We start from the raw sequence: 26,171 nt of genomic DNA on the forward strand, positions 1-26,171 counted from the left end.
TCCTCAATATTACAGCAAATTTATATCAAAAATGTAAATCCTCATTTCCTTCGTACTTTCCTTTATTAAATCTTTTTCTTATGAATAATTCTGCAACAATTAAATTGGGTACCCACGCTAACCAAGCAATAATAGCGTAACTAAGTTCAAACCGCTCTATTCCAAATAGAACGATAAACAACGGTAGCCAAATTCTTAATGTAACTGCTCCAAAGGTTAAAGAATAATTTCTAATCATCCAATTCCGATGCTCTTTAATTTTTTTATTCTTAACTCTATTTAATGCTTGATATGCTGATGTTAGCCAAAATACGGATAACAAACCGAAACCTAACTTCGCTACCAACCCTCCCGTAGCATAAAAGGATAGGTACAGTCCAGAAACGCCTCCTAATAATATACCAAACATATAGATTCTCCCAACTATTCGATGACGGTTGATATTCTTTTCTCTAAATTTAGTGGATAATGTAAAAGGGCCAGTTACTAATGCTACTATACTAGTTGTAATATGTATAAATAGCATCATATACCAGAACGCACTTAATTTAGATCCAAACATAAGCTTCGCTTTTACAAGCCCTGTTTGAAATCCATCCATAATAAAATATTGGACAACAACATAGCCAGTTACTAAAAGAGCAAAAAAAGTAAATACAAACCAAATTTTACTGCCTCCTTATTACATTAAGTAATTAGATTATACATTACTGTTCATTCTAGGGAAAAATAGAAAAGCATTCTTCATACATAAAAACCCTCAAGTATATCGTTCTATACTTGAGGGTTTATTCATTTATTCCTTCTCGTCTCTCATTTTCTTAAATCAATAATTAGCTCATCTGTAATCTGCTCAAGATGGAAAAACCTTTTTATATAATAGGTATCAGACCATTTCTCTTCTCCACCAATAATAAATAATTCTTGCGCATCATACATAAATGAAAAGCTTGGATAGAAACTGTCCGCTTTTATTTCAATCCCACCAGTACGATTACTGACAATCTTACAGTCTGCTGAATAGCTTAATAGCGTATAGAGAGAATCTTGTGCTGATTGGAAGAAATACTAGAATCATTTTATAAACGAGATCGCAACCATCTTATTGGAAGCTTACAGGTCTCCAGGATAATAAATGAACATCGCACCTACAAATGAACACACTAAACAAAAAATAGCTTCGTATTTTATGACTAAAGAAGAGTTCGTATCAAGCTTTTTTCCCTCTCTTTTACATATCATTTTAAACATTTTAAATAAAACTCTATATATTACATACCCAACAATTGCCCCGAGGGTATTCGTAAATAGATCATCAATATCTGTAATTCTATTATTTAGTAATTGATTTAACTCAATTGCCAATGAAAAAAAGAATCCTGCACATACTGTGTTTTTCATTTTTCTAAACTGTGGCCAAATAGCCGGTAATAAAAAACCGAACGGCATAAACAGTACAATATTCAAAAGATACGTCGTACTACCTGCCGTATCAAATAGAGTCAAGTTAATTTGATTTACACGAATCCACGTTTCATATCTACTTATATCCCATACAGTCGCGATTTGCGTCACCTTATACACTAGCGAAAGGTAGAATAGAAAAACATATACCCATAGAAAATGCAGAATAGATATATTGTTTTTCGCTTTAAAATAACATCCAATTTGAAACACAATACAAAACATAATAGTAAAGAAATAAGTATACAAATAACTCATCCAAACTTCTGTATGCATGTGGAATCCCCTAACTTTACAATTTCATCTATGACTTTGTCGTTTTTAGTATCCTTCTTGATGTAACTTGTTTATAGGATAGGAAAAACTTTTAAAATAAAAAGTGGGGTAAATATAAAATTTTTCTTAAATCTTCACATGCAACCCTTGTAGTATATAACCATGTGAATCGTTTGTTCAGTTAAAACATGAAATTAAGAAATATATGAAGTACTATAATCACTCTTTCTATCAATAGAATGTAAAGAAGATGACTCCTGTTTGCATACAGAAATCATCTTTTTTAGGTTGCCTAACTTTTTTAGAATGTCCTTTACAAAGGGTACAGATCAAGAGCACCTTATTCCTATTCAAGGGGATCAACTATACCTTATTTCCTTAAAATCACTAAAACCCATTTACAAATCTATAAAAGTAGATATAATATCCTTATGGAACCTTTATTAATTTATAAAGCATTGTCAAATGAAACAAGATGTCAAATTTTATCATGGTTGAAAAATCCAGAAAACCATTTCGATGAAAAACCTTATCTAGAACAAGGCCTTAACTTTCAAGTTGGCGTATGTGTAGGAGATATCCAGCTTAAAACTGGCTTAGCCCAATCGGTTATTTCTAGTTATTTATTAACTATGAAAAAAGCAGGCTTACTAGAGTCTGATCGAATTGGAAAATGGACCTACTATCGTCGAAATGAAAAAACAATACGAAAGTTTTCTGAATACGTCCAAAACGAATTATAAAATGAAAGCTAATAATCAACATACTAATTGATTATTAGCTTTCATACATTCTGCTTTTTACAGGTATCCAATGACTTTTGTATAAATTGCACTGCCTATAAAAGCAAGAAACATCGAAAGGAGAAATTTTTTTAACATATCATATCTAGTTATTTAGATATCTGTTATTGTATTTAAAATTACATACGCCTGATCATATTGGCATCCAATCATGCTTATAATAATGCTTCTTTGTTAATGAATTTACTTTCAAAATACTGATACGAATGGAGAGTTTTATAAATGAAAAAAGTAAATCCTTTACTTATTCTGACACTCGCAATAGGTGTGTTCGGAATTATTACTACCGAGATGGGTATTGTCGGCGTATTACCACAAATCACTGAAAAATTCGGAATTTCAACTACACAAGCTGGATTTTTAGTAAGTATATTTGCACTAGTTGTTGCTATTTCTGGTCCGTTCTTAATTCTGCTCGTCTCTAGTATGAATCGCAAAATAATTTTATTAACAGCAATTTTCATATTTGTTATTTCAAATTTAATCTACGCTTATACAACGCAATTTGAAATCATGCTTATTTTTCGTATTTTACCGGCAGCGCTTCATCCACTCTTCTTTTCAATCGCTCTTGTAACAGCAGCTAAACTTGTCCCTCCAGAAAAGAGCGGTCAAGCGGTTACAAAAGTTTTCATGGGAATTACTGTTGGCTTTGCTTTAGGTGTACCACTAACCTCTTACCTTGCAGACCAATTTTCACTCGAAATGGCTTTCTTATTCGGAGCATTCGTTAACACTGTTGCATTCATTGGAATACTACTCCTACTTCCTTCTATGCCTGTTAAAGAAAAAATGTCTTTCGGCAAACAAATTCGTATACTCGGCAAACCAGGATTATGGTTAAATATTTTAACCGTCACATTCCTTTTTGCAGCCATGTTTTCCGTATACAGCTACTTCGCTGAGTACCTTGCAAAAGTAACTTCCATGAATGGATCTCTCATCAGTATCATGCTATTCATATTTGGTATAGTTATGATTTTAGGTAATCATTTATTTGGTGGTCTTCTGCAAAAAAGCATAATAAACACTGTAATATCATTCCCTATTCTATATTCTATTGTTTACATATTGGTTTATTATTTAGGTTCCTACCTTGTTCCCATGATTTTTATAGTATTCATTTGGGGAATCGTACATGCTGGTGGATTAATTGTTGGTCAAACATGGTTAATAAGTGAAGCTAAAGAAGCACCCGAATTTGGTAACAGTCTATTCGTTTCGTTCTCAAATCTCGGAATTACTTTAGGAACTACTATTGGAGGCTGGTTCATTTCAAACTTAGGTATTCACCAGCTTATTTGGTGCGGATTTATATTCACACTACTCTCATTTCTATTAATTATAATAAAACTAAAATTTTTCAATTCTAATAGCCAGGCTTCATTATCAAGCTAGTACATTTTCAGTTCCAAATTCGATAAAAAACATTATAAATTCTTCTTATTAGATTTTATTAACTAAAAAGTATAATGCTCAAAGCCTTTAGCCATAATTACGACTAAAGGCTTTTTTGTATATAAAAATAATTCTAAAAGGAGCTAAATTTATGGAACATAATCAAAATGGAGTACTTGCTTTAATTGTTTTATTTTTAGGATTAGTGTTTTTTGTTAGTGGAATGGTTTATCATTTATGGGGTTCTTTTTAATGGTATGATTGTAATCACTCATAAAGTGAAACTTTAATCAGTGGGGGTTTTCTTCATCCCCCACTGATTATTAGTTGAACCAATCGGACTTTTATGGGCAGTTGATCCCCCACCTAAATTCTTTGCTTTCGCTAAATTTTGAGGTGGGGGTCTTACTGCCCATTAAAGCGGGATAAAAACCCTCAAGTATGTCGTTCCTTTATTAATTTCAACGTTTAGACAGATACATAATTCAAAAACTAAAACGTGTATTGCAATTATCGATATGAAATATTTCCAAAAACAACTTAACATGGTAAAATAATATTCGGACGGGAGTCCAATATTATTAAAATTAAGATGGTTCAAGTCGGAGGAAGGCACCTTAGGGTGTCTTTTCTTTATTTTCAAAAGGACCTGCTCAATTATTGTGTAAAAAACATAAAGTAAATTGAATCCATTAAAATACATGAGTGACCCCTTGTTTTCCCCTCTTATTAAAGGAGGAACTATTATGGGATTTGGTGGTAGTTGTAGTAGTAATTGTGGCGGCGGCTTTGCTTTACTAGTTGTATTGTTTATTTTATTGATCATTGTTGGAGCTTCTTGCTTCTGCTAAAAAACTATCGGAAAAGACACTCTTATATGGGTGTCTTTTCTTTGTAATAAAAAGCTCTCTATAAAGGAAAGTTTTCACATCCAAATTAGTGATTTACACAGCACTTTATTCCTTCGCATCCCTCATACTGTAATAACCTAAATTAATAATAATTAAGAAATACCCACTCATAATTCCAGCTGCAAATGTCCACATGAATTCATGGTGTTCAATTTCATACAACACAAAAGCTATTGAAATAGCTACTTTCCTTGCTTTTAAAAACGCTGATAAAGTCTTTTGCGTTGTCGGTATTCGTGTTGAAAAAGATTACTGTAAAGAAGCGCTGTCCTCTTCTGAAATATTAGCAATCGAACTAATGAATAAACTAAAAAGCATTTATCACTGGAGAAAAGGGGACAACTTAGCCATCCTCATTAACAGACTCGGCACAACGCCATTAATGGAACAATACATTTTCGCAAACCATATTCGCCGTTTATGTGAGCTTGAAGGATTACAAGTTACATTCGTAAAAGTTGTTACCCTTCTAACTTCTTTAGATACGAAAGGTGTTTCGCTCAGTTTGCTTAAGGTAGAGGATTTGGATTGGGTGAAGTGGGTGAAGTCCGATGCTGGAGTGGGTAATTGGTGATAAAACAAGGTGGGACTCTAGGTTCCCATCTTGTTTTTTATATGCACCTAGTTAAAAAAATCCTAACAACCACACAAAACGAAATTCTGATAATATAAAATAGATAATCATTTCTATATGGAATTTTTTTCATATACATAGCTATCTTATTTAAGGGGGATAAAGAAAGTTGAAAATTTTAGTAACACCTGAGCTATTAGAAGAAACAGCAAATAAATTTAAAAGTGCACAAGAGCAATCACAACAACAACAACAACAACAACAACAACAACTGGAAATATCTATTTTAGTAATAAAACAATCATTGGATATCAAAGTTTAAATGGTATTACCCATCAAATACAAAAAATAAACAATGAGCAATTATATGTAGAATCAAAGACTCTTTTACAACTTACAATTAAAGAAGATCATTTGCAAAATAAAAAGTATGGATCAATATCTACTGACTTAATAAAAAACATTCAAAAACTAATAACACTACCCTCTCAAGAAAGTATTAAAATTTTAACTGCTCATGATTTTGATATAAAATCTGCAGAAAAATTCCTACAAGACCTAAAAACAACAAAAAATATATATAGCGTAATAAAACTTGAAACAAAAGATAATAAAGAAATTACTTCTGATAATGGCTTCTTTATTATTGAAACCAAAGGAAAACAATGGTTATTTTCTCAAAATGAACAAAATGATGGAACATTATCATTAACGAACCTCAATGATGTCCTGTTTGAGCAAAAAATAAATCAATTACTTAACAATCGCTGAAATTAAATTGGAGCTGATTTTTATTCATGAATAGACAAAATTCTTCTAATAACAAAGGTGATTCCTCAAATAAAATTGCTGCTTTTATTGCGGCGCTAGGAGCTCTATTAGTAAGTGTAGAAGTATTATCTAATTTTTTTATAATTTTTTGGTTAATGATAATAGCAATAACAAATTTAATAGTTATATTTTATCTTCAAATTAGTGTTTTTAGTTTAGTAACAACAATCCTTTTTGTAATCTTTTACTTTATATACAAAAAGTTATTTGCACATTCTAAATTCGTAGAAATCTTTTCAAAATATAATATGATTATTACAATAGTTTCTTTATTAATTTTAAATGTTTTATACATATATCAAAAAATGTTTAACGGTGCATTAATTACTCCTGTGGTAATCATTATTACATGGTTAATTTACAAATTTATGTTTAAAAAAATAAAAAATAAGAAGAGCTAGTTTTATAGAACATACTCAAAATGGAGTACTTGCTTTCATTGTTTTATTTTGGGAGAAATTTATTGTAAGTGTTAATAATCCGCCTCAAGTATATCTTTCCATGCTTGAGGTGGAGGTTAATTTCTAATTTAAAATATACTAATCTATTTCTCCGCATCTCTCATACTATAATACCCCAAATTAATAATAACCAAGAAATACCCACCCATAATTCCAGCTGCAAATGTCCACATGTACTCACGGTGTTCAATTTCATACATAATAACTGCGCCGAGTATGGCGGCTGCAAACCGATTCATCATGCCAAGCATTGGTGCTTTTTCTTTTTGTACGATGCTATTTCCGAACTTTTCAATACGCCTTCCTAAGATCCAGGCGCAGTACATACTAACTAAAAGGCCAACGCTTATCCCTACAAACTGGGCTGAAAAAGGTGTCAGCAACCATCCCAATAACATCACGCCTAGCAAACAATATATTTGTATGTTGAATGATCTTAATGCGATACGAATCATGTTATGCTCCTTTATCTTTCTCATTGTAATACCGTATCATCAATCCCATCTTTCGGACTTCAAACCTTCCGATATATCCTTTTTAAAATGGGGGAATTTGATTTTGCTCACCATTAAATAAGCGAGTACGCATGTGCCCAATACCACGGAAACTGGATTATGTAGGAGGCATAAAATGAGGAGACACATTGCCGCAAATGGAATGGGCATTCCGATGAATGTTGGGAGTTTGCTTTGTTGTGTATTAAATCTCGCAAGCCGCAGCATTCCGCAAATACTATACGCAAGGGCACCTATCATCCCAATAAACTGCAAATCTTTTAAAGCGACACTATATGCAAGAATAGACGGTGCCACACCAAAGGTCACTAAATCCGCAAATGAATCTAATTCACCGCCCATTTCCGAAACAGAATCTAGTTTCCGAGCGACCATACCATCAAACAGATCAAATACCATACCTGTAATAATGAACATAACTGCACCATACATATCATGAACGAAAACAGCGTGAATAGCCAAAAGCCCACACACAAAATTTGCTATCGTAATCATATTTGGTATGTAACTCATCACACGCTTCTCCTCCTTTCTACTAATTGCTTCATCTTGCTTCTTACTCATTAGACTCAAGATCCTTCTGCTTTTCTTCCAATATCACTTTATTTATTTTTGTTAACGTATCCGTCATTTTCTCTAAGGCATTGATATCAATTTTTGAGAAGTATTTTTCAATTAATACATCATCTAACTTTGCCAATTGCTCTATATACTTACTACCGTTTGGACCAATTGTAAGGAAATACTCCCTTTTATTGTTAGGATTAACTTGTTTTGAAATCATCTGTTGCTTTTCCAATTTCGATAAAACTTGGCTCACCGCACTTTTCGTTATATTAAACGTACTCGCAATGTTATTTGCTGTCGTATTTTCATTTAAATGAATATGAAATAGCATGCTCTCTTGCTGCCCAGTAAGACCGAACTCATCCTTTAAATCTTGAAATAGTAAAATGTAGAGTTCCGTGTAGGCTCGATTCATTTCATTAATTACTTCTTTATACGATTTAGTCATAGCATTCTTCCTCCATGCTGTTATTTCGTTTTCTAATAGTTTAGTTCACTTAACTAAACTATATTATACCTTTATGTTCGTGTAAAGGGAAATGTCGCTCCATCATTCACAATGAAAAAAAGAAGACATCCATTAAGATGTCTCCCTTTCATACTTAAGACTCCAAACTCTTACCATTCGTCTTAATTACTTCCTTATACCAATCAAAACTTTTCTTCTTCGATCTTTTTAATGACCCTTTTCCTTCATTATCTTTATCAACGTATATATATCCGTAACGTTTTTTCATTTCTCCAGTAGAAGCACTTACAAGGTCAATTGGGCCCCAGCTTGTATATCCAATAATATCTACTCCATCTTGGATTGCTTCGGACATTTCAATCATATGCTTTTGCAAGTAATCAATACGGTATTCATCATTCACTTCGTCTTCACTATTTAATTGGTCAATTGCACCGAGACCATTTTCAACAACAAATAACGGTTTTTGGTAACGATCATACAGTTGGTTCGCTGTAATACGGAAGCCTTTCGGATCAATTGTCCATCCCCACTCTGATTTTTCAAGATATGGATTTTCAACAGAACCGAATACATTCCCACTCGTTATGCTTTTTAACACTTCTGGATCTGTACTTGTTGCTCGGCTTGAATAGTAGCTAAAGCCAATATAATCAACTGTATGCTCTTTTAAAATTTCCTCGTCTTCTTTTTCCATTTCAATTGTTACATTGTTATCTGTAAAGAAGCGTTTTGCGTATCCAGGATATGCTCCTCTTGCTTGTACATCAATGAAGAAGAATGATTCACGGTCTTGTTCCATCGCACGAAGAACGTCATCTGGATTACATGTGTACGGATACGTTGCACCCGCAGCAAGCATACAACCGATTTTTGCATCTGGAATGATTTCATGACATGCTTTTACAGCTAACGCACTTGCGACAAGTTGGTGATGCGCTGCTTGATACTGAATTTGTTTTTTGTTATCCCCTTCTTTAAACGCTAGACCTGCTCCCATGAAAGGTAAATGTAAAAGCATATTAATTTCATTAAACGTCATCCAATATTTCACTTTATCTTTATATCTATTAAAAATAGTTTTTGCGTACGTCTCGAAGAAGTTTACAAGTTTTCTACTTCTCCAACTTCCATACTTTTCTACTAAATGAACAGGTACATCGAAGTGAGCCATCGTAACAACTGGTTCAATACCGTGCTTTAACAGTTCATCAAACAAATTATCATAAAACTGTAATCCTGCTTCATTTGGCTTTTCATCTTCACCACTTGGGAAAATACGCGTCCACGCAATCGATACACGTAACGCTTTAAATCCCATTTCTGCAAAAAGAGCGATATCTTCTTTATAACGATGGTAAAAATCAATCGCCTCATGTGAAGGGTAAAACTCTCCTTCTACCGGTGTAAAGGAATGAATATTTCCTTTCATAATATCCCAACGGTTTTCACCAGTTGGTAATAAATCAACCGTCGTTAACCCTTTTCCGTCTTCTACATATGCGCCTTCAACTTGATTGGCTGCAGTTGCTCCACCCCATAAAAATCCTTTTGGAAAATTAACTTTAGACATATAGAAAAACTCCTTTATATAAGAATGAACGAAGAAAGCTATTGTAAGTTTTAAAGAATACCTTTCTTCGTTTGAACCTGTATGAAATGTAACTACTATTTAACTCCTAACTTTAGTAAAGAATCTCCTGCTTGAATCTTTTCTATTTCCGTTTTTTTGATGCTATATTTATCATAATTTGTAACAACAACTGGTGTTGTCACAATATAACCCGCCTTTTGAATTTCAGCTATATTAAACTCAATCAGTAATTGCCCTTTTTCTACTCTCGCTCCTTGTTCAATACGAGAAGAGAAAAATTCACCATTTAATTTCACAGTATCCATCCCAATATGGATTAAAATTTCAGCACCTGAATCCGCCGTAATTCCTACTGCATGATTCGTCGGGAACAGCGCAGCAATCGTACCTGAAACTGGTGAAAACAACTTTCCTTCTGAAGGCTCAATCGCAACTCCTTCACCTAGCGCACCTGATGCAAATGCAGCATCGTCAATGTTTTGAAGCGGCATAACGGCGCCATGGAAAGGACTAAAGATTACTTCATCATCGTTTGATGCAGCAATTTTATTACTTGTTTCCTCTGTTTCTGTAGATGTTTTCTTTTTCGTAAAACCAAATAAGTAAGTCAGAATAAAACCTACTATTAAAGAAACAACCATTGAAACAATTGCTCCCCAAAATCCAGCACTAATCCCATCTTTCGGACTAATAAATGTCGGAAGCGTAAATATACCAAGTCCGCCTGTCATATAAACTTGTGTACCAAATACGCCAAGTATTGCGCCGCCAATTCCTCCCGCAATACAGCTCATAATAAACGGCTTTTTAAGAGGTAGTGTAATGCCATAAATCGCCGGCTCTGTAACGCCGAAAATACCTGAAATAAAAGCTGGAATGCTAAGTGTTTTTAATTTCTTGTCTTTCGTTTTCATCCAAACGCCAAGCACAGCACCAATTTGAGCAAATGAGGCAGCAAATATAAGCGCTAATATTGGATCAACACCGTTTACTGCTAAATTGTTATAGCCAATCGGAACAACGCCCCAATGAAGGCCAAATATGACAAGTACTTGCCAGAAAGCACCGAGTAAGGCACCCGCTACTAATGGACTTGCATGATACACCCAAAGCGTCGCCTGTCCTAAAAACTGACCTGCCCACGTCGCGATTGGGCCAATAACGAGAAATGTAATTGGTACAACGATTAATAATGTGAAGAATGGTAATAAAAATGTTTTCACAACATCCGGAATCACTTTCTTTAAAGACTGTTCTACTTTCGCTCCAAAATAAGCAGCGAGAATAATTGGAATAACAGATGATGCATAGTTCATTAAAATAACTGGTATTCCTAAAAACGTAATATGAATTGGTGATTCAAACATCGTCCCTGCAAATAACGTATATAATGGCTCAGTTGCTTTTAAACCGGATAAAGCTGGATAAACTAAAGCTCCCCCAATTGCCATACCGATGAATGGTGATCCCCCGAATTTCTTACTTGCTGTATATCCTAAGAAGATCGGGAAGAAATAAAATAACGAATCGCCAACTGCATTTAATATTTGATACGTTCCTGACTGTGTACTTAACCAGCCTAACGCTACAAATAATGCATTAAATCCTTTAATCATCCCAGTTGCAGCTAACACTCCTAAAATAGGAGTGAAAATGCTAGAAAGAATATCTATAAGACTACTCTTTTTCTTCTCACTCGTATTTTCTTCCTCAGCTTCTTGAAACCCTCCAGCAACAATAACCGCTTTATACACGTCGGATACATGGTTACCAATTACAACTTGATATTGTCCGCCGCTTTTCATAACAGTCACAACATCTTCCATGTTTTTCAGTACTTCTGTATTTGCTTTCCCCTCATCTTTTAACTGAAATCGTAAACGAGTTATACAATGTACAACGCTATGTATATTTTCTCTCCCGCCAACATGTTTCAGTATGTCTTTTGCTAATTTTTCATACTTCATAGTAACTTTCCCTCCCTACAATCATCCCATTTATTATTTTTTATAAAAGAAAAAACCTAAACTAACCGTAACGGCGTGATACATACGAATCACTCCATTACAAGTCAATTTAGGTTTTGCCTGCCAAACAGTAACAATCCCGTTTATTCAATTACATAATTCATTGCGTTTCGTTACACGATGAATGTGCAACGTTACGTACACTTTTTCATCTTTTGAAAGATGACTATTATGCGCTTTTCGTAAATACGCTTCAATTTTTTCTGTACAACAATATGCCTCTTCATACTTACTTTTCACTTGCTCGTATAAAAAATCATCATCGGCCGAGTTCAATTCCTTCTGCATTAAACGCTGCGCAAAATATCGTAAATGCGTTACAAAACGACTATAATTAAATGAATTCTCATCTAAGTTCATCTTATAGTGGTACTTTACAACATTTAAAATATCTTGGACGATTTTCGTCATCGCTACCGTTTGTTGCATCGCCGGTTCTCCTTGCTGCGCATTAACGAAATGTAGTGCAATTGACCCTGCTTCATCTTCAGAAAGTCTAAGCCCAGTCTCTTCTTCAATTATGTTCAAAGCTTGTAGACCAATTTCAAACTCTTTCTGATAGAACCTCTTAATCTCCCAAAGCAAAGTATTTTTAAGATCCATTCCTTCTTTATGCCGAGTTAAGGCGAAACTTAAGTGATCCGTTAATGTAAGATAAATATAATCACTTAAAGTCCCCGGCAAAGCGTTCTTAGCAAACTGAATAATTCTCTCTGTAATCTCTAAATTTTCTACAGGAATTTCAGTTAGCAACCTAGCGAGTTTCTCTGATAATTCTTTTGTTTCTAGCACAAAGGTCTTTTCTACCTTAGATTCATCAATCGTATCGCCTACTTTTTTCTGAAATCCCAAACCTCTGCCCATCAGTACAACTTCTGTCTCAGTATCCTTCATCGTACAAACAACATTGTTATTTAAGATTTTATGGATTCTCATATTGTTCCGCCTTCTTCTTCTTAAAGTCACAAAAGGTATAAAAAAAACCTAAACTGATTCCAAAAGCCACACTACACCCGTAGCCTCTAGATCAATTTAGGTTTTGCCTGCCGAACAGTAACAATCCTTTTACTTATTAACTTACCTTTATTATACACAAAGAGTAAGCGGTTGCAATGATAAATTATTGAATATTTTTTTACAAAGAAAAATACTATCCGTTAATCAGCTGTTGCTTACATTCATTACAAGACTAGTTATGTACACAATTATATTTTACAATTACTATAGGTAACACATACCTTTCACTACATGTACCATTCTGAATAATCAAACATAATTATTAATAAAATTCCATATAGACCCATTAATGGTTAAAATGTTATAATAAAACCACCCTACATAGTTACTCATATTTAGATTGAGGAACTAGCGTCTTATTAAGCAATGCGCATAACTCAAATAAAAAAGACACTTTACAGTGTCTTTTTTATTTATTTTCATAAGAATTATCTCTTTTATAAAGTGAAACTTTAATCAGTGGGGGTTTTCTTCATCCCCCATTGATTATTAGTTAAACCAATCGGACTTTTATGGGCAGTTGATCCCCCACCTAAATTCTTTGCTTTCGCTGAATTTTGAGGTGGAGGTCTTACTGCCCATTAAAGCGGGATAAAGGCACCTTAAGGTGTCTTTTTTTATTTTTAAAAGGACCTGCTCACGTTTATGCGTCAAAACATAAAGTAAATAGAATCCGTTAAAAAACATGAGTGACCCTTTGTTTTCCCCTCTTATTAAAGGAGGAACTATTATGGGATTTGGTGGTAGTTGCGGCGGAAGCTGCGGTTTTTCTGGAGGATTTGCACTATTAGTTGTATTGTTTATTTTATTAATCATCGTTGGAGCTTCTTGCTTCTGCTAAACAAACTATCGGAAAGACACTCTTATATGGGTGTCTTTTCTTTGTAAACTAAAAAGCATGAGAATAAAAGCCTTTGGTCGTAATTACGACTAAAGGCTTTTTCTATATAAAAAATGAAACATAGTAAAAATAATATAATTACTTATATTGTTTTTCACTTTACAAACTATATCCAAAAAGTTGGATAGCTCCTTTTACTACTCATATTATTAATAAATAAAGCAATAACTACAATAACAAGGGAACCAACTAAAACCGGTGTTACTAAATAACTCCAACTGTATGCTCCTAAAATAACGACAATGGGATCAGCCCCTGCCGGAGGATGCGTTGTTCTCGTTAACATCATAATAGCAATCGACATACCAACTGCTAAAGCAATTGTCCAATATTCATTCCCAAACAAATGATATATTGATAGACCAATGAAAGTTGAAATCAAATGTCCTCCAATAATATTACGCGGCTGAGATAGCGGTGCATTCCAAACTCCAAACGCTAATACACAACTCGCTCCAAATGGAGCCATTAGTAATTCTGTAGAAGTTATACTCGTTAAATATGTTAAGGTGAGAATCGTTAAAAATCCTCCCAATAATCCCGTTAAAGAGTCCTTTATATTTACTTGTAATGGACTTCTTCCTTTCCCTTTCATTTTTGCAAAATATCGTACACTTATTGGTTGATCCTCTTTCTGCTTAGCTGCTGTTATATTACTCATCATTCTCCTCCTTTATTTACCAATAATTATATCCCGAACGAAATAACCAGTCAATATCGATTTTAGAGGTTAGTTTAAAGATGCAGAAAAAAAAGAATCAACTGTTATAAGTTGATTCCCTAAACTTCTTCAGATTTTCGAACCTGAAATTTTGCTACCTTTTTTCGGTTCCCACATATTTTCATAGAACACCATTTTCGCTTTCCACTTTTATCTATAAATAATAAAACACAGTCAGGGTTTGAACACCTTTTAAGAGAAATAAGCTCATTTTCTGCTATTAACGTTAAAGCATCAAATGCAATTAACGATACAAGTACATCCTCAATTTTTCCAACTGGAATAGGTACTAAACTCTGTTCAATAACTTTATATGTAAATGGTGCCTTCTCAATTTGTTTTTCTAAATACGTAATAAAATCATCAGAAATTTCGTGCTGATCAGCAATTGCCTCAAACTGTTTTCTCAGTAATTCTCTTAGCTCTAGTATGCTAGATGTAACTTGATTCATTCGCTCTTGAATTCCTATAAGTGTTTTTTCGTTCCAAAAAGGAAGATTAACCTTTATTACATGTAGCCATTCTAATACATCTTCATCTGTTATTAATAAATCATAACGTTGTCCACGCCTAACTAACTCTGTATTCACTAAATCTAATGAGAGATTTCCAGATATAAGCGGGAATTGTTTTCTTTCCTGCATGTACTCATCACCTACTCTTTAAACAATCATATTCCAAATTAATACAGAAGTGCAACTTTTTTATAAACTACAAAGTATGAAGAGCAAAGCCTTTAGCCATAATTACGACTAAAGGCTTTTTGTATATAACTCAAAGAGGAGCTAACTTTATGGAACATAATAAAAATGGAATGCTTGCTTTAACCGTTTTGTTTGTAGGACTAGCATTTTTTGTTATCGGCATGGTTTATCATTTATGGGGAACAGCTTAAAAATTAATAGTAATCCATTTAGAAGAAATTCAGATACAACATCCGGGTCTTCATCTCATTAAGCACCAATAATCTTTTTCCTAGTCATGAAACCCCTCATAATGCTTCAGGGGTTTCCACCTTAAAACAATTATAAAAAAAGGCCCCATCAATGGGGCGCTCAAAAAAATAATATAAGTAAATGAATTAAAACAAATAACAGACAACTAAAATATATAAGATTAACATCATATAATCTATATATATGCAATATTACATAAAAAATCTTTATTATTACATGCTATACTAAAAAAGGAGTCGACAATCGTTATTTTCTTCTTATTTTTAAAGCAATATGGATATACCTTCTTAACTCATTTGGATTGTACAAGCAAAAGAAGACATCGTAATCGATGTCTTCTTTTCTTATATTTTTATGAATTCTTTTGAGCAGATGCTCTCCAAGCACGAAAAGATGTCGGGTGTCCAGAATGAGCTCTTTGCTTTGCAGCAGCAACAGCTGGTTTTTCTTCAATAGTCGTTGGTTTCTCTTCCACAATCGCTGATTTTTCTTCAAGAGTAGTCACAGCTGTTTGTATTTTTTCCAACTGCTCTTTTAAAGCTTGCTGTTCAATCTTTAAATCCGTAAGTAATCGTAAAATCATTTCAGAATTGGCCATAAAGATCCTCCTTCCCCCAATACACAGAATAAAATACAATATGTCATCAGCATAATACCCGTGACAAAATAAGGTCGTCAATTCTTATAAAATCTAAGCATCTTTTATTTTTCAAAAGGACCTGCTCAAGTTTATCCGTAAAAACATAAAGTAAATTAAATCCATTAATTAAATGGTCTTTATGGAAGGAGGAGTTAATATGGGATATGGCGGTAGTTGTGGTGGAGGCTGCGGTTTCGGTGGCGGATTCGCTTTACTTGTTGTACTCTTTATCTTATTAATCATCGTAGGAGCTAGCTGTTGGGGCGGCGGATTCGGCTGCTAATAAGAGGCACTCTTGAGAGTGTCTTTTTTTTGTGTTTTTTGATGTACACCCCCTTCTCATTGGTAGTTTATCAACGGCAATAGTTAGAAAATAGTATCCTCGAAATTCGCACATTTTAAAATTGACATAGCACTTCATACACCATATACTGTTAACAACAGTATACTGTCATTAACAGTATAAATTCTAATTCATTCAAGGAGGTATATCCATGAAACATACAGGAAGACATACAGGTGCATTTCTTTTGTTATTTTTAGCAGAAGGTGATAACTATGGCGGGCAATTATTGCAAAATTGTGAGGAAGAACTTCCAGTTAATCCAATCGATAGCGCCATTTTATATCGCACGCTAAAAAAATTAGAGAACGAAGGTGCAATCGAATCTTATGTAAGTACAGATCATCAAGACAAACCGAGAAAGATGTACAAAATTACGCCTGCTGGAAAGGAACAATTGGCAGATTTTCAAATGGATATTGAAGAGAAAATGAAGAACTTATCTTTTTTCTTAGATAAATATAAAGACTTAAAGGAATCTGATCATGATTAACGGCGTGATCCTTTACACTTTAGCCATTATTCTTACGGGGATTTCTTTTATGAAGGACCGCACGAAAACGAAAGAAGCTCTAATGAAGTCATGGAAAATGTTTCGCAATCTTCTACCTGCCATGCTTTCCATCATGCTATTCGTTGGCTTATCGCTTTCTATATTAACGCCGTCTTTCATCTCTTCCATCATTGGAGAACAGTCCGGATTTATCGGCATTGTTTATTCAGCGATACTCGGCTCCGTTGCACTTATTCCAAGCTTCGTCGTATTTCCTCTCGGTAATACATTAATTCAACACGGCGCAGGCCTTCCTCAAGTTGCAGCACTTATGTCTACACTCATGTCAGTAGGGCTTACAACATTACCGATGGAACAAAAAATATTCGGACGAAGCTTTGCTTACGCACGTAATGCATCTGCTTTGCTCATGTCTCTCCTATTCTCCTATATCATTTGGGTGGTGATGGTATGAAGGAACTAAAAAAATATCGCTTCTTTTTCATCTTACTACTGGGGCTCATTGTATTAACTTTTATAAATCAATCTTTAGGATGGAGCGCATTACAATTAACAGGGAATAGCATTTTAGATATGTTGTTTCTACTCCCACCTGTCCTACTATTTGTAGGATTACTTGATCAATGGGTGAAGAAAGAAACGCTTATGAAATATATGGGCAAAAATTCCGGCGTATACGGAATCTTATTCTCTTTATTATTAGGCGGCATTGCAGCTGGTCCTCTCTACGTTGCCTTCCCGATTGCAGCACTACTCTTACAAAAAGGTGCAAGCATTCGGTACATCGTATTTTTCTTAGGCGTTTGGACAACTGCGAAATTGCCAATTCTCGTGTATGAATTTTCTTCATTTGGAACTACTTTTACACTCATTCATATTGGTTTCGGGCTAGTATTCTTTTATGTAATGGGGCTTATTTTTGAGAGGTTTTATGATCAGGAGCAGTTGCTAAAGTATGATGTTACAAAAGAAATGTAAAAAGACATCTTTATCTCTTAAAGATGTCTTTTTTTATATGAACCTTAATTCTCGTTCTGTAAAACCCTCGCTGTCTCTACTCCCTCTTTCTCTTCTTTTAAAAACAACGATACGATAAATGCAATAATGATAAAGACTAACCCTAGTGTAAACGCACCTTGGAATCCAGATGTTAAACCGTTTAACTTCTCTACTGGGTCCAGTGGGTTTGCGGAGCTTTCCATATAGCTAGTTGTTCCTGAAGACATTTTCGATATGAATATAGCCGTACCAATTGCGCCAGCTACTTGTTGTAACGTACTAAACAGTGCTGTTCCGTGCGGATATAAATCTGGTGTTAATTGATTTAAACCGTATGTTTGTGCTGTCATGACAAACATGAGTCCAACCATTAATACGCTATGCATGACAATAATTTGTACCATTGATGTATCAGGAGTAATGCCTTTAAATAAGAACATTGCAATCCCCACTAACACAATACCAGGAACGATAATAACTTTCGGACTAAATTTATCAAATAGTTTACCTGCGATTGGTCCCATTATGGCGCTAATAACACTTCCCGGAAGCATGATGATTCCTGATTTAAAGGCTGTAACGAGTAAAACTGTTTGCAGGAACATCGGTAATAAAGTCATCGTTGAAAATAACGACATCATCACAATGACAATTAATCCAACTGATAATGTAAACATCGGAACTTTAAATGCTCGTAATTCTAAAATTGGATTCTCAATTTTCAATTGTCGAACGACAAAAATACATAATGAGATAAGCCCAACAAGTAAAGTGCCATACACTTTGGCATCAGACCATCCTAAATCACCCGATGCACTAAAGCTATACACAAGTCCGCCAAATCCTAATGTCGATAAAACGATAGATGGATAATCTACTTTTGGCCTTGTTAACTCTGAAACATTTTGAATGTACTTCATACCAATCATAATGGAAATAATCACGATTGGAATAACAACATAGAATAACCAGCGCCAATTTAATGAATCCACAATTACTCCAGATAATGTAGGACCAATTGCCGGAGCTGCCATCATCACAAGTGCGATTAATCCCATTGTCGCACCCCGTTTTTCAGGCGGACAAATGATTAAAATCGTATTCATTAATAACGGTGTAATTAATCCCGTCGCTACAGCTTGGACGATACGGCCGACTAATAAAACGGAAAATGTCGGTGCGAATCCCGCAATTAATGTACCGCCTAAAAACGTTACCATAGCGATCAAAAACATTTGTCTCGTTGTGAGCCATTGCTGAAGTAACGCTGTAATTGGAACTAAAACACCAACTACCAACATGTATGCTGTAGAAAGCCATTGAATCGTTGAAGCCGTTACGCCAAATTCTTTCATTAATACAGTTAACGCATTACCAAGTAACGTTTCGTTTAATAATGCAACCATTGCCCCTAAAAGTAATGCAATTAAAATCGGGGTATGTTTCATATTAGAAGTATCAACTTTGCCACTTACAGGGCTCTTAGTTGTCATATCCATTTGCAAATTCTCCTCCTATTTCTTACTTAAAAAGCTTTAAATAAACCCGAACACATGTAATATAATATACATATGTAGATTAAAAAGGGAGAATCAATTTTCAGCCATTGTATATTTAATCTACAAAAAAGGAGAATTGTAGATGAATGATAATGAAAAACAACTTGATTTACGTATTAGACGTACACATAAATTATTGTGGGATTCCTTATTTGAATTAATGACGCAATCAAAACAGAAATATAGTTCCATCACGATTAACCAAATTTGTGACCTTGCGATGGTACACCGAACAACCTTTTATAAGCACTTTGAAGATAAAGATGCTTTATTAGCATTTGGATTTAAACGATACAGCAAGATAATTGCGGGAATACCGGTTTCAGATCGATTAAGTAAACCATTTCAAGTAATGGAGCAATTTCTACATCATGAAGAGATCGGTAAAATATTAGAGACACAAATGTCTGATGAACAATTTATTAGCCGGACACAGTATTTAAGTCACGAAACGAGAAAACAAGAAATAGCAGCGTTACATCAACTTTGCAAAAACCATACGATGCCAAATGATTTAATCATTGAATTTTATTCCGGGGCAATTACCTCATTAAGCGCATGGTGGTTTAAAAATGAAAGAAAAGTTTCTGCGGCTGAAATGGACCAATATCTCCACCAACTTATTAATCGGGATATTTTTCAGTTTGAAGAGGAATAACTTTACCATCAAAAAACGCCTATATGAAATAGGCGTTTTTTTGTACACACTACTTACTGATCTTCTTCAAATCCGAACTTTCAATAATCGAATGAGAATGTCCGTCTTTCCCAACTCGCACCATTGCTCTTCCTAATTGTTCTGAAGTAATTACACTACCGAATTTCTTCAAAAGTGGATGAAAAGGCTTCATCAATGAAATAAAACGTCGATAAATTTAAGTTACAAATATTCAGAATTAATATTAAAATAAAAAATGGGGATAGGGGTATGGGATTATAAATTTTATACATAACGAGGGAATAGAAATGAAACTACAATTAAAAGCGGATTTAGGGCTACTACTAGTTACATTCTTTTGGGGTGCATCCATCTTACTTACAAAGGTTGGACTTGAAGGCATCGAAGAATACAACTTAATTGCATTACGATTTATCATCGCCTTTCTTTTATCAGGTTTAATATTTTACAAACATTTATTCAAATTCGATTTTAAAACGGTAAAATATGCATTTATACTCGCTTCTGTTTTATTTATCGTTTACATTTTCGCGACATTCGGCACAAAGTATACGAGTGTTTCTAATGCTGGTTTCTTACTATGTCTCACAGTCATTTTCATTCCGATCTTATCAGCTATATTTTTAAAACACATTCCGGAAAAGAAAGTGATAGTAGGAATCTTTTTAACGATAATTGGAATCGGCTTATTAACATTAACGAGCGAATTCAAGATCGGTAATGGCGATATATTTTGCATATTGTCTGCCTTATTTTATGCGATTCACGTCATCATTACTGGTAGCGTAACAAAACATGTGAACTCCATTGCACTTGGAGTCATACAACTCGGTTTCGTCGGCCTATTTAGTCTTATTTTTTCATTCATTATCGAAACGCCAAAACTGCCTAGCACAACCAACTCATGGCTCATCATCCTAGCCTTAAGCATATTTTGCACCGCAGTCGCATTCATCGTGCAAGTAATCGCCCAGCAATACACGACGCCTACACATACAGGACTTATCTTCTCATTAGAACCTGTCTTTTCCGCAGGCTTCGCTTTCGTTTTCACAGGTGAAACGCTCACTGGAAAAGGATATTTAGGGGCGACGCTTATATTAGTGAGTGTATTGATTGCTGAGGTGGATTTTAAGGGGTTGTTGCGGGTTAATTATAAGAAGAATATGGAATAGTTATTTCGCTAAAGTACATAAACATACCCCGAAAATATTCGTTTGTATTATTTTCATCCTCTTACCTTAATTTTTTTAGATGCTATCTTTGAATAAGGTAGCATCTAAAATATGTTACAAAGAATTATTATATTTATGTAGCCTGCATAGCTAACCTTTTCTACATTACTTACTGCACATAGTCATACAGATTTTTCGCTAACAATAAACAAGTTACTGTAATGAAAAGAGCACGAACATACCCGCTTCCTTTTTTTATAGCAAATTTGGAGCCAACGACTCCTCCAGCAATTTGAGCAATCCCCATTATAAAACCATACGCATAGTTTACTTGCCTACATACATAAATATTAACAATGCACCAACATTACTTCCTAAATTAAGAAACTTCGCATTACCTGCTGCTTTTAAAAAATCATATCCAATAAATAAAAGAGCGAACATTAAAAACGAACCTGTGCCAGGCCCTAGAAATCCATCATAAAAACCAATAGCAAAAATAAAAAAGGTAAAAATAATGACGTGTCGACCAGATAATTTCTTATGAGTAGAAATACTACCCCAATCCTTTTTGAATATCGTATAAATAGCCACCGCACCAAGCATTACCAGCATCAATGGCTTCAGTACTTCTGGGTTCATTAAATGAACGGTCCATGCACCTACTATAGAGCCTATAAAAGTGATTGGAAATAATTTCAAAGCCGATTTCAAATCAAGATTACCAGAACGATAAAACACAATATTACTAGTTGCACTCCCCATTGTTGATGCTAGTTTATTCGTGGCTACTGCACTTGCTGGATTCAGTCCTGTAAATAATAAAGCTGGTAAGGCAATCAATCCACCACCGCCTACAACTGAATCAATAAATGCAGCCACAAACCCAAAAACAATCAAAATAATTAATATAGATGGGTCTAAATACAAATCCATACTAGTAGCCTCCCCCCTTTAGTCACTATTGTAATAGTAACTATCAATTTGCTAAATGTAAAGAGTTATTGTAACGTTGAAATATAAAGTGAAACTTTAATCAGTGGGGGGTTTTGTTCATCCCCCACTGATTATCAGCCCTCACCAATCGGGCTTTTACGGGCAGCCCGCCCCCCACCTAACTTCTTTGCTTCCGCTGAATTTTGAGGTGGGGGTCTTACTGCCCGGCAAATAGCGGGATAAAAGCAAACATCGGAGGACGAAAAAAGTGGACTACATAGTACAACAGCTTAAAAAAATTGGTTTTAATGAATATGAAGCTAAATCTTATGTATCTCTTGTGAAACAGGGGCCTGCTACAGCCTACCAAGTAAGTAAGGATTCAGGGGTCCCAAGAGCGCGAATTTATGAGATTTTAGGTAACCTTGTAGAAAAAGGAATCGTCATGAAGGAAGAAATAAATGACACCACTCGCTATTCACCTCTACCTGTTGAAATCTTTTTACAGAAAGCTCAATCAGAATGGCAGTCTACTTATGAAGGAATCAGTGATTCATTAAAAAAACTCGAAACTTCCGAGGAAAAAACGGATAATCGAGTGATTACTTTAAAAGACGACAAAACAATCATTAGCTATTGTCAGGCATTAATAAAAAAAGCTGAACACCGTATTGTCATTTCAATGTGGGATGAGATGTATGAAGCGTTAAAAGAGGAACTATCTGAAGTAGCTGATAAAATTACAGTACAAGGTATTACCCTACATGTTGAAAATCCAATTAAAAATCTAGAAGCCCATCGTATAACACCTTATACAGAAACCCTGTCTACAGAACATTGGTTTATTTTATCGATAGATTCTAAAGAGATGATTTATGGACCATCAATTGAAGAGCGTAATATTGCTTTTTATACAGATGACCCCGTTCATATATACTTACTAGAGGATTATGTATGGCATGATGTTTTAGTAAATCGACTTGTCCGACGTAGCCAAGATGATTTGCAGCAATGGATCACTGCAGAGAGAAAATCCTTCTTTATGGGGAAATAAGAAGTATATTGAAAGAATCAAAGAATAAAGCATAAGTTAATGAAATGAAAAACTTATGCTTTATTTGCAAAGTCATACTCAAGTCTTTCAACTATTTCCCCTCCACAAACCGCCCAAACTCCTTCAAAAACCTCAGCTTAAAACTCCCCACCGGCCCATTCCGGTGCTTCGCCACATGAATCTCCGTCATCTCTTTCTGCATCGTTTCCTTATCGTAATAATCTTCGCGATACATAAGCATAATGACATCCGCATCTTGCTCAATTTGTCCTGTCTCTCTCAAATCAGATAAAAGAGGACGCTTATCCTGACGTGCTTCTACGGAACGAGATAATTGCGATAACGCTACTACACAAACATTTAATTCACGCGACAATACCTTAAGCTTACGTGAAATTTCACTAATCTCTTGAAATCGATTGCCCTTATGTTTCGGATCGCCCGTAATAAGCTGCAAGTAATCTACAATAACTAAAACCTTCTTATCATCGTGCTTCCTCTTTAACTTACGAGTTTGCATCCAAATATCTTGCACCGAAATGCCCGCATTATCATAAATTTCAAATGGTAATTCCCCGATTTCCGCAAATGCCTTACTCACCTTCTCCCAGTCCTCTATCGCAAAACGATGCTTCGGATTTTTCAGTCTTCCTCCTGACACTTCACCTACGCAAGACGCCATCCTTTTTAACAATTGCTTGCTACTCATCTCTAACGAAAACAGTCCAACCGCCGCTCCAGCCTTCGCCGCATGCAGTCCAACATTTAACGCAAAAGCAGTCTTCCCCATAGAAGGGCGTGCACCAAGGACGACAAAATCACCTTCCTGCAATCCGCACGTCATTTTATTGAGCGATATATAACCAGTCTCAATACCAGTAATCTCTTTCGCATCTTGATGAAGCTCTTCATATAAATCAACTAGCGCATCCTTCAAATCAAACTCACATACACAATCCTTTTCCTCTAACTCACAAAGTGCCGTAATCGTCTCACCAATAATCTTCTCATTCTTCTCCGCAATAAGACGCTCTCCCATCTTATACCCGAGAACACCCGCCTGATACATTTTCCAGGCACCTCGAACAAGCCCCTCATAATAAGAGAAGTTGGCAGTTGTAGGCACACCATCCATTAACCCTATAAAATACTCCATTCCCCCGATCCCCTCTAAAAACTTCGGATCTATCCTAGAAATGAACGTCACAAGATCAATCGGTTGCCCCTCTTCTTCCATTTTTCGCATTAACTGAAATATAGACTTATGCACTGACAGAGAAAAATACTGCTCCGTCAAACGGCACTCCTTAATAAGCTCTCCATCAAGTAATAGAGAACCTAACACCGTCTTTTCCGCCTCCACATTTTGAATACTCATGGACGCCACCCGCGCTCCGCTAAAAAGCGCTGCAACTCTTCCTCAGACGGCGCATTCTTCTCCCACTCCTCACACCTCGCCAAAAACTCCTCCGTCTCCCCCGTACTAACAGACGAATCCTTCTTCCGAAACTTAGCCGTATCAGCCTCCACCTCACACACTTTCGTAAAACCTTTCCCGTGCCACCCTCTCAAAATGCCCTTCACATAAGCAACCGTCCGCTTATTATTCTCAAACGCAATTTGAAGAGCCTTCAGCACAAGCTCCTCTGACAAATCTTCCATCCACGCACTCAGTTCCTCCACCGTATGCGGAGACAAACTACCGAAATGCTGCTCATAAAAAGAAAATACGCGACTTCCCGTTTCCTCCTCTATAACCTCTTCTTCCTCTGCCTCCTCACAAACTGGATCTGGATCAACATCATCCACAGCCAAATCACTCGGCATACAGAAATGCGCTAAAAGCATCGGAACATTCAGCTCCTCCTCTACGCACTTCTGAAGAAACATATGTACAAACTCCTTATTCTTCACACCCTTAAGCTCACGAAGCACACACTTCTCCACATTCGTATTCGTCACCGGATTATAACGAAGCCAATTTAAAACGAATAACTCCCGCGTCGCCGCATCATAAAGAATCTTCCCATAATCAATGAAGCGCTGCACAAGCTTATCAACAGTCTCTCGATTATAACCCGTCTCCATCTCAGCTAACCGCTTCGGAAAAGGAAAAATCCCACACTGCGTCGTCTTCGAACAAGTTAGCAAATACACATAAAAATACCGCTCCTCCGGCGTCAAATCCAAAACAAAATCATCCTGCCAAAAATTCACCTGCACAGTACGATACACCGCCATCCCAATTCCTCCCGTCCTAATTCAAAAATGAAAATTTCCTCTTTGTACTATATATAGGAAGGAGGGCCGGGTTTTTGGCGTGTTATTTCAAAATTTTTTTCGACTACTACTACGGTGTTTGTTGGTGTTTTTGTTTTGTTGTGTTTTTTCTTAGTGATTTATTACTTGGTAGGGGCTTGTAAGGGGCTTATGAGGGGCTAGTTATCGGTTACTTCGATTAGAAACACTCGATCTGAGAAGCCGCCTCTTTCTTCTGCTTTCTTTTTACGGATGTTGTTGATTTCTTCTAGTGTTGTGCCTTCGTGTTCTGCTAGGGCGTTTATTATTTCTAGTAGGTCGGATAGTTCTTCGAGTTTATGTTCTTTTGTATCTGCTTCTAGGTATTCGGTTAGTTCTTCTTGTGTTTTTTTGCAGATTTCTTTTATGTATTCATCTTGAGGTAGGATTCTTGTTGTAGGTGTTTTTCCGTTAGCTTTTATGATTTGTGGGATTTTATTTCGGACTAGTTTGTTGTAGGTTGGCATGTGGGTTTCCTCCGTTTGGTTT

General features: G+C 35.4%; 30 protein-coding genes and 5 pseudogenes. 16 read left to right on the forward strand and 19 right to left on the reverse strand.

What is annotated here, in order from left to right:
- Window positions 1–25: 25 nt before the first annotated feature.
- The 3 genes and pseudogenes from ILT06_RS11715 to ILT06_RS11725 form a co-directional block, all read right to left on the reverse strand.
- Window positions 26–601 carry a DUF2306 domain-containing protein gene (locus ILT06_RS11715; RefSeq protein WP_261784493.1) on the reverse strand — a complete coding sequence of 192 codons (576 nt, stop codon included), beginning with the start codon at window positions 599–601 and terminating at the stop codon, window positions 26–28.
- A 212-nt stretch (window positions 602–813) separates the two neighbouring features.
- Window positions 814–1,068 (reverse strand): annotated as a pseudogene (locus tag ILT06_RS11720) (hypothetical protein); the annotation flags it as partial.
- A gap of 45 nt (window positions 1,069–1,113) precedes the next feature.
- Window positions 1,114–1,740: a VanZ family protein gene (locus tag ILT06_RS11725; RefSeq protein ID WP_064473778.1), complete on the reverse strand. Its 627-nt coding sequence runs from the start codon at window positions 1,738–1,740 to the stop codon at window positions 1,114–1,116.
- 160 nt (window positions 1,741–1,900) lie between these two features.
- On the opposite strand from ILT06_RS11725, the pseudogene ILT06_RS33275 reads away from it, so the two are divergent.
- From ILT06_RS33275 to ILT06_RS11745, 4 genes and pseudogenes are all read left to right on the forward strand, one after another.
- A pseudogene (locus ILT06_RS33275) lies at window positions 1,901–1,978 on the forward strand (TetR family transcriptional regulator); the annotation flags it as partial.
- A 193-nt stretch (window positions 1,979–2,171) separates the two neighbouring features.
- Complete coding sequence (locus tag ILT06_RS11735) at window positions 2,172–2,483, forward strand: ArsR/SmtB family transcription factor (RefSeq protein ID WP_064473777.1); 312 nt, start codon at window positions 2,172–2,174, stop codon at window positions 2,481–2,483.
- A gap of 282 nt (window positions 2,484–2,765) precedes the next feature.
- On the forward strand, window positions 2,766–3,941 hold the full coding sequence (locus tag ILT06_RS11740) for an MFS transporter (RefSeq protein WP_064473776.1): 1,176 nt from the start codon (window positions 2,766–2,768) through the stop codon (window positions 3,939–3,941).
- 746 nt (window positions 3,942–4,687) lie between these two features.
- Complete coding sequence (locus ILT06_RS11745) at window positions 4,688–4,792, forward strand: YjcZ family sporulation protein (RefSeq protein WP_075310385.1); 105 nt, start codon at window positions 4,688–4,690, stop codon at window positions 4,790–4,792.
- 105 nt (window positions 4,793–4,897) lie between these two features.
- Here the strand turns inward: ILT06_RS11745 and ILT06_RS11750 are convergent.
- Window positions 4,898–5,017, reverse strand: a pseudogene (locus ILT06_RS11750) (ATP synthase subunit I); the annotation flags it as partial.
- A 37-nt stretch (window positions 5,018–5,054) separates the two neighbouring features.
- Here ILT06_RS11750 and ILT06_RS11755 point away from each other — a divergent pair.
- From ILT06_RS11755 to ILT06_RS11770, 4 genes and pseudogenes are all read left to right on the forward strand, one after another.
- Window positions 5,055–5,426, forward strand: a pseudogene (locus ILT06_RS11755) (dihydroxyacetone kinase subunit DhaK); the annotation flags it as partial.
- 169 nt (window positions 5,427–5,595) lie between these two features.
- Window positions 5,596–5,748: a hypothetical protein gene (locus ILT06_RS11760; RefSeq protein ID WP_222655111.1), complete on the forward strand. Its 153-nt coding sequence runs from the start codon at window positions 5,596–5,598 to the stop codon at window positions 5,746–5,748.
- A 92-nt stretch (window positions 5,749–5,840) separates the two neighbouring features.
- A complete protein-coding gene (locus ILT06_RS11765; RefSeq protein WP_081257056.1) occupies window positions 5,841–6,197 on the forward strand; it encodes a hypothetical protein in 357 nt (118 codons plus the stop codon).
- 26 nt (window positions 6,198–6,223) lie between these two features.
- The gene (locus ILT06_RS11770) at window positions 6,224–6,658 is read left to right on the forward strand and encodes a hypothetical protein (RefSeq protein WP_064473774.1); all 435 of its coding nucleotides are present in this window, start codon (window positions 6,224–6,226) and stop codon (window positions 6,656–6,658) included.
- A 143-nt stretch (window positions 6,659–6,801) separates the two neighbouring features.
- Here the strand turns inward: ILT06_RS11770 and ILT06_RS11775 are convergent, their stop codons facing one another.
- The 6 genes from ILT06_RS11775 to licT all read right to left on the reverse strand — a co-directional run bounded on the left by ILT06_RS11775 (window position 6,802) and on the right by licT (window position 12,826).
- A complete protein-coding gene (locus ILT06_RS11775; protein ID WP_064473773.1) occupies window positions 6,802–7,173 on the reverse strand; it encodes an ATP synthase subunit I in 372 nt (123 codons plus the stop codon).
- A gap of 39 nt (window positions 7,174–7,212) precedes the next feature.
- Entirely contained in the window at window positions 7,213–7,797 is a 585-nt protein-coding gene (gene pssA / locus ILT06_RS11780) for a CDP-diacylglycerol--serine O-phosphatidyltransferase (RefSeq protein WP_222655172.1), read from the reverse strand.
- Window positions 7,790–8,248: a MarR family winged helix-turn-helix transcriptional regulator gene (locus ILT06_RS11785; RefSeq protein ID WP_222655112.1), complete on the reverse strand. Its 459-nt coding sequence runs from the start codon at window positions 8,246–8,248 to the stop codon at window positions 7,790–7,792. The genes pssA and ILT06_RS11785 overlap by 8 nt, the downstream gene beginning before the upstream one ends.
- Window positions 8,249–8,402: 154 nt before the next feature.
- Complete coding sequence (locus ILT06_RS11790) at window positions 8,403–9,842, reverse strand: 6-phospho-beta-glucosidase (RefSeq protein WP_098111562.1); 1,440 nt, start codon at window positions 9,840–9,842, stop codon at window positions 8,403–8,405.
- Window positions 9,843–9,937: 95 nt separating this feature from the next.
- Window positions 9,938–11,830 (reverse strand): beta-glucoside-specific PTS transporter subunit IIABC, encoded by a 1,893-nt coding sequence (locus tag ILT06_RS11795; protein ID WP_222655113.1) that lies wholly within the window; start codon window positions 11,828–11,830, stop codon window positions 9,938–9,940.
- A gap of 147 nt (window positions 11,831–11,977) precedes the next feature.
- A complete protein-coding gene (gene licT / locus ILT06_RS11800; RefSeq protein WP_001219870.1) occupies window positions 11,978–12,826 on the reverse strand; it encodes a BglG family transcription antiterminator LicT in 849 nt (282 codons plus the stop codon).
- An 811-nt stretch (window positions 12,827–13,637) separates the two neighbouring features.
- Between licT and ILT06_RS11805 the strand changes: the two genes are divergently transcribed.
- Window positions 13,638–13,748, forward strand: a complete 111-nt coding sequence (locus tag ILT06_RS11805) for a YjcZ family sporulation protein (RefSeq protein WP_000505686.1) — start codon at window positions 13,638–13,640, stop codon at window positions 13,746–13,748.
- Between the two features lie 166 nt (window positions 13,749–13,914).
- Here ILT06_RS11805 and ILT06_RS11810 read toward each other — a convergent pair whose 3' ends face one another.
- The 3 genes from ILT06_RS11810 to ILT06_RS11820 form a co-directional block, all read right to left on the reverse strand.
- Window positions 13,915–14,469 (reverse strand): HPP family protein, encoded by a 555-nt coding sequence (locus ILT06_RS11810; RefSeq protein WP_000065737.1) that lies wholly within the window; start codon window positions 14,467–14,469, stop codon window positions 13,915–13,917.
- A gap of 119 nt (window positions 14,470–14,588) precedes the next feature.
- Window positions 14,589–15,173 (reverse strand): CGNR zinc finger domain-containing protein, encoded by a 585-nt coding sequence (locus tag ILT06_RS11815; protein ID WP_001158041.1) that lies wholly within the window; start codon window positions 15,171–15,173, stop codon window positions 14,589–14,591.
- Between the two features lie 664 nt (window positions 15,174–15,837).
- A complete protein-coding gene (locus ILT06_RS11820; protein WP_000013675.1) occupies window positions 15,838–16,083 on the reverse strand; it encodes a hypothetical protein in 246 nt (81 codons plus the stop codon).
- Window positions 16,084–16,282: 199 nt separating this feature from the next.
- Here ILT06_RS11820 and ILT06_RS11825 point away from each other — a divergent pair, with 199 nt between their 5' ends.
- The 4 genes from ILT06_RS11825 (at window position 16,283) to ILT06_RS11840 (ending at window position 17,960) form a co-directional block, all read left to right on the forward strand.
- Window positions 16,283–16,408 (forward strand): YjcZ family sporulation protein, encoded by a 126-nt coding sequence (locus ILT06_RS11825; RefSeq protein WP_000540377.1) that lies wholly within the window; start codon window positions 16,283–16,285, stop codon window positions 16,406–16,408.
- A gap of 211 nt (window positions 16,409–16,619) precedes the next feature.
- The gene (locus ILT06_RS11830) at window positions 16,620–16,961 is read left to right on the forward strand and encodes a PadR family transcriptional regulator (RefSeq protein ID WP_098653138.1); all 342 of its coding nucleotides are present in this window, start codon (window positions 16,620–16,622) and stop codon (window positions 16,959–16,961) included.
- Window positions 16,954–17,436, forward strand: a complete 483-nt coding sequence (locus ILT06_RS11835; RefSeq protein WP_098653137.1) for a hypothetical protein — start codon at window positions 16,954–16,956, stop codon at window positions 17,434–17,436. The genes ILT06_RS11830 and ILT06_RS11835 overlap by 8 nt, the downstream gene beginning before the upstream one ends.
- Window positions 17,433–17,960, forward strand: a complete 528-nt coding sequence (locus ILT06_RS11840) for a permease (protein ID WP_141547078.1) — start codon at window positions 17,433–17,435, stop codon at window positions 17,958–17,960. The genes ILT06_RS11835 and ILT06_RS11840 overlap by 4 nt, the downstream gene beginning before the upstream one ends.
- 44 nt (window positions 17,961–18,004) lie before the next feature.
- Here the strand turns inward: ILT06_RS11840 and ILT06_RS11845 are convergent, their stop codons facing one another.
- Window positions 18,005–19,480: an MDR family MFS transporter gene (locus tag ILT06_RS11845; RefSeq protein WP_222655114.1), complete on the reverse strand. Its 1,476-nt coding sequence runs from the start codon at window positions 19,478–19,480 to the stop codon at window positions 18,005–18,007.
- A gap of 142 nt (window positions 19,481–19,622) precedes the next feature.
- Between ILT06_RS11845 and ILT06_RS11850 the strand changes: the two genes are divergently transcribed.
- Window positions 19,623–20,198 (forward strand): TetR/AcrR family transcriptional regulator, encoded by a 576-nt coding sequence (locus ILT06_RS11850; protein ID WP_098720343.1) that lies wholly within the window; start codon window positions 19,623–19,625, stop codon window positions 20,196–20,198.
- Between the two features lie 49 nt (window positions 20,199–20,247).
- Here ILT06_RS11850 and ILT06_RS11855 read toward each other — a convergent pair whose 3' ends face one another.
- Window positions 20,248–20,391: a hypothetical protein gene (locus tag ILT06_RS11855; RefSeq protein WP_261784494.1), complete on the reverse strand. Its 144-nt coding sequence runs from the start codon at window positions 20,389–20,391 to the stop codon at window positions 20,248–20,250.
- Window positions 20,392–20,506: 115 nt separating this feature from the next.
- Between ILT06_RS11855 and ILT06_RS11860 the strand changes: the two genes are divergently transcribed.
- Window positions 20,507–21,394: a DMT family transporter gene (locus ILT06_RS11860; protein WP_098048612.1), complete on the forward strand. Its 888-nt coding sequence runs from the start codon at window positions 20,507–20,509 to the stop codon at window positions 21,392–21,394.
- A 169-nt stretch (window positions 21,395–21,563) separates the two neighbouring features.
- On the opposite strand, the pseudogene ILT06_RS11865 reads toward ILT06_RS11860, so the two are convergent.
- Window positions 21,564–22,330, reverse strand: a pseudogene (locus ILT06_RS11865) (TSUP family transporter).
- 268 nt (window positions 22,331–22,598) lie between these two features.
- On the opposite strand from ILT06_RS11865, the gene ILT06_RS11870 reads away from it, so the two are divergent.
- Window positions 22,599–23,384: a TrmB family transcriptional regulator gene (locus tag ILT06_RS11870; RefSeq protein WP_098251796.1), complete on the forward strand. Its 786-nt coding sequence runs from the start codon at window positions 22,599–22,601 to the stop codon at window positions 23,382–23,384.
- A gap of 91 nt (window positions 23,385–23,475) precedes the next feature.
- Here the strand turns inward: ILT06_RS11870 and dnaB are convergent, their stop codons facing one another.
- The 3 genes from dnaB to ILT06_RS11885 form a co-directional block, all read right to left on the reverse strand.
- The gene (dnaB, locus tag ILT06_RS11875; RefSeq protein WP_142336907.1) at window positions 23,476–24,762 is read right to left on the reverse strand and encodes a replicative DNA helicase; all 1,287 of its coding nucleotides are present in this window, start codon (window positions 24,760–24,762) and stop codon (window positions 23,476–23,478) included.
- On the reverse strand, window positions 24,759–25,625 hold the full coding sequence (locus ILT06_RS11880) for a DnaD domain-containing protein (RefSeq protein WP_222655115.1): 867 nt from the start codon (window positions 25,623–25,625) through the stop codon (window positions 24,759–24,761). The genes dnaB and ILT06_RS11880 overlap by 4 nt, the downstream gene beginning before the upstream one ends.
- A gap of 197 nt (window positions 25,626–25,822) precedes the next feature.
- The gene (locus ILT06_RS11885) at window positions 25,823–26,149 is read right to left on the reverse strand and encodes a nucleoside triphosphate pyrophosphohydrolase (RefSeq protein ID WP_222655116.1); all 327 of its coding nucleotides are present in this window, start codon (window positions 26,147–26,149) and stop codon (window positions 25,823–25,825) included.
- Window positions 26,150–26,171 lie beyond the last annotated feature (22 nt).

This window comes from Bacillus sp. 17RED48, from assembly GCF_019837545.1.
GTDB classification, from domain to species: Bacteria; Bacillota; Bacilli; order Bacillales; family Bacillaceae_G; genus Bacillus_A; species Bacillus_A wiedmannii.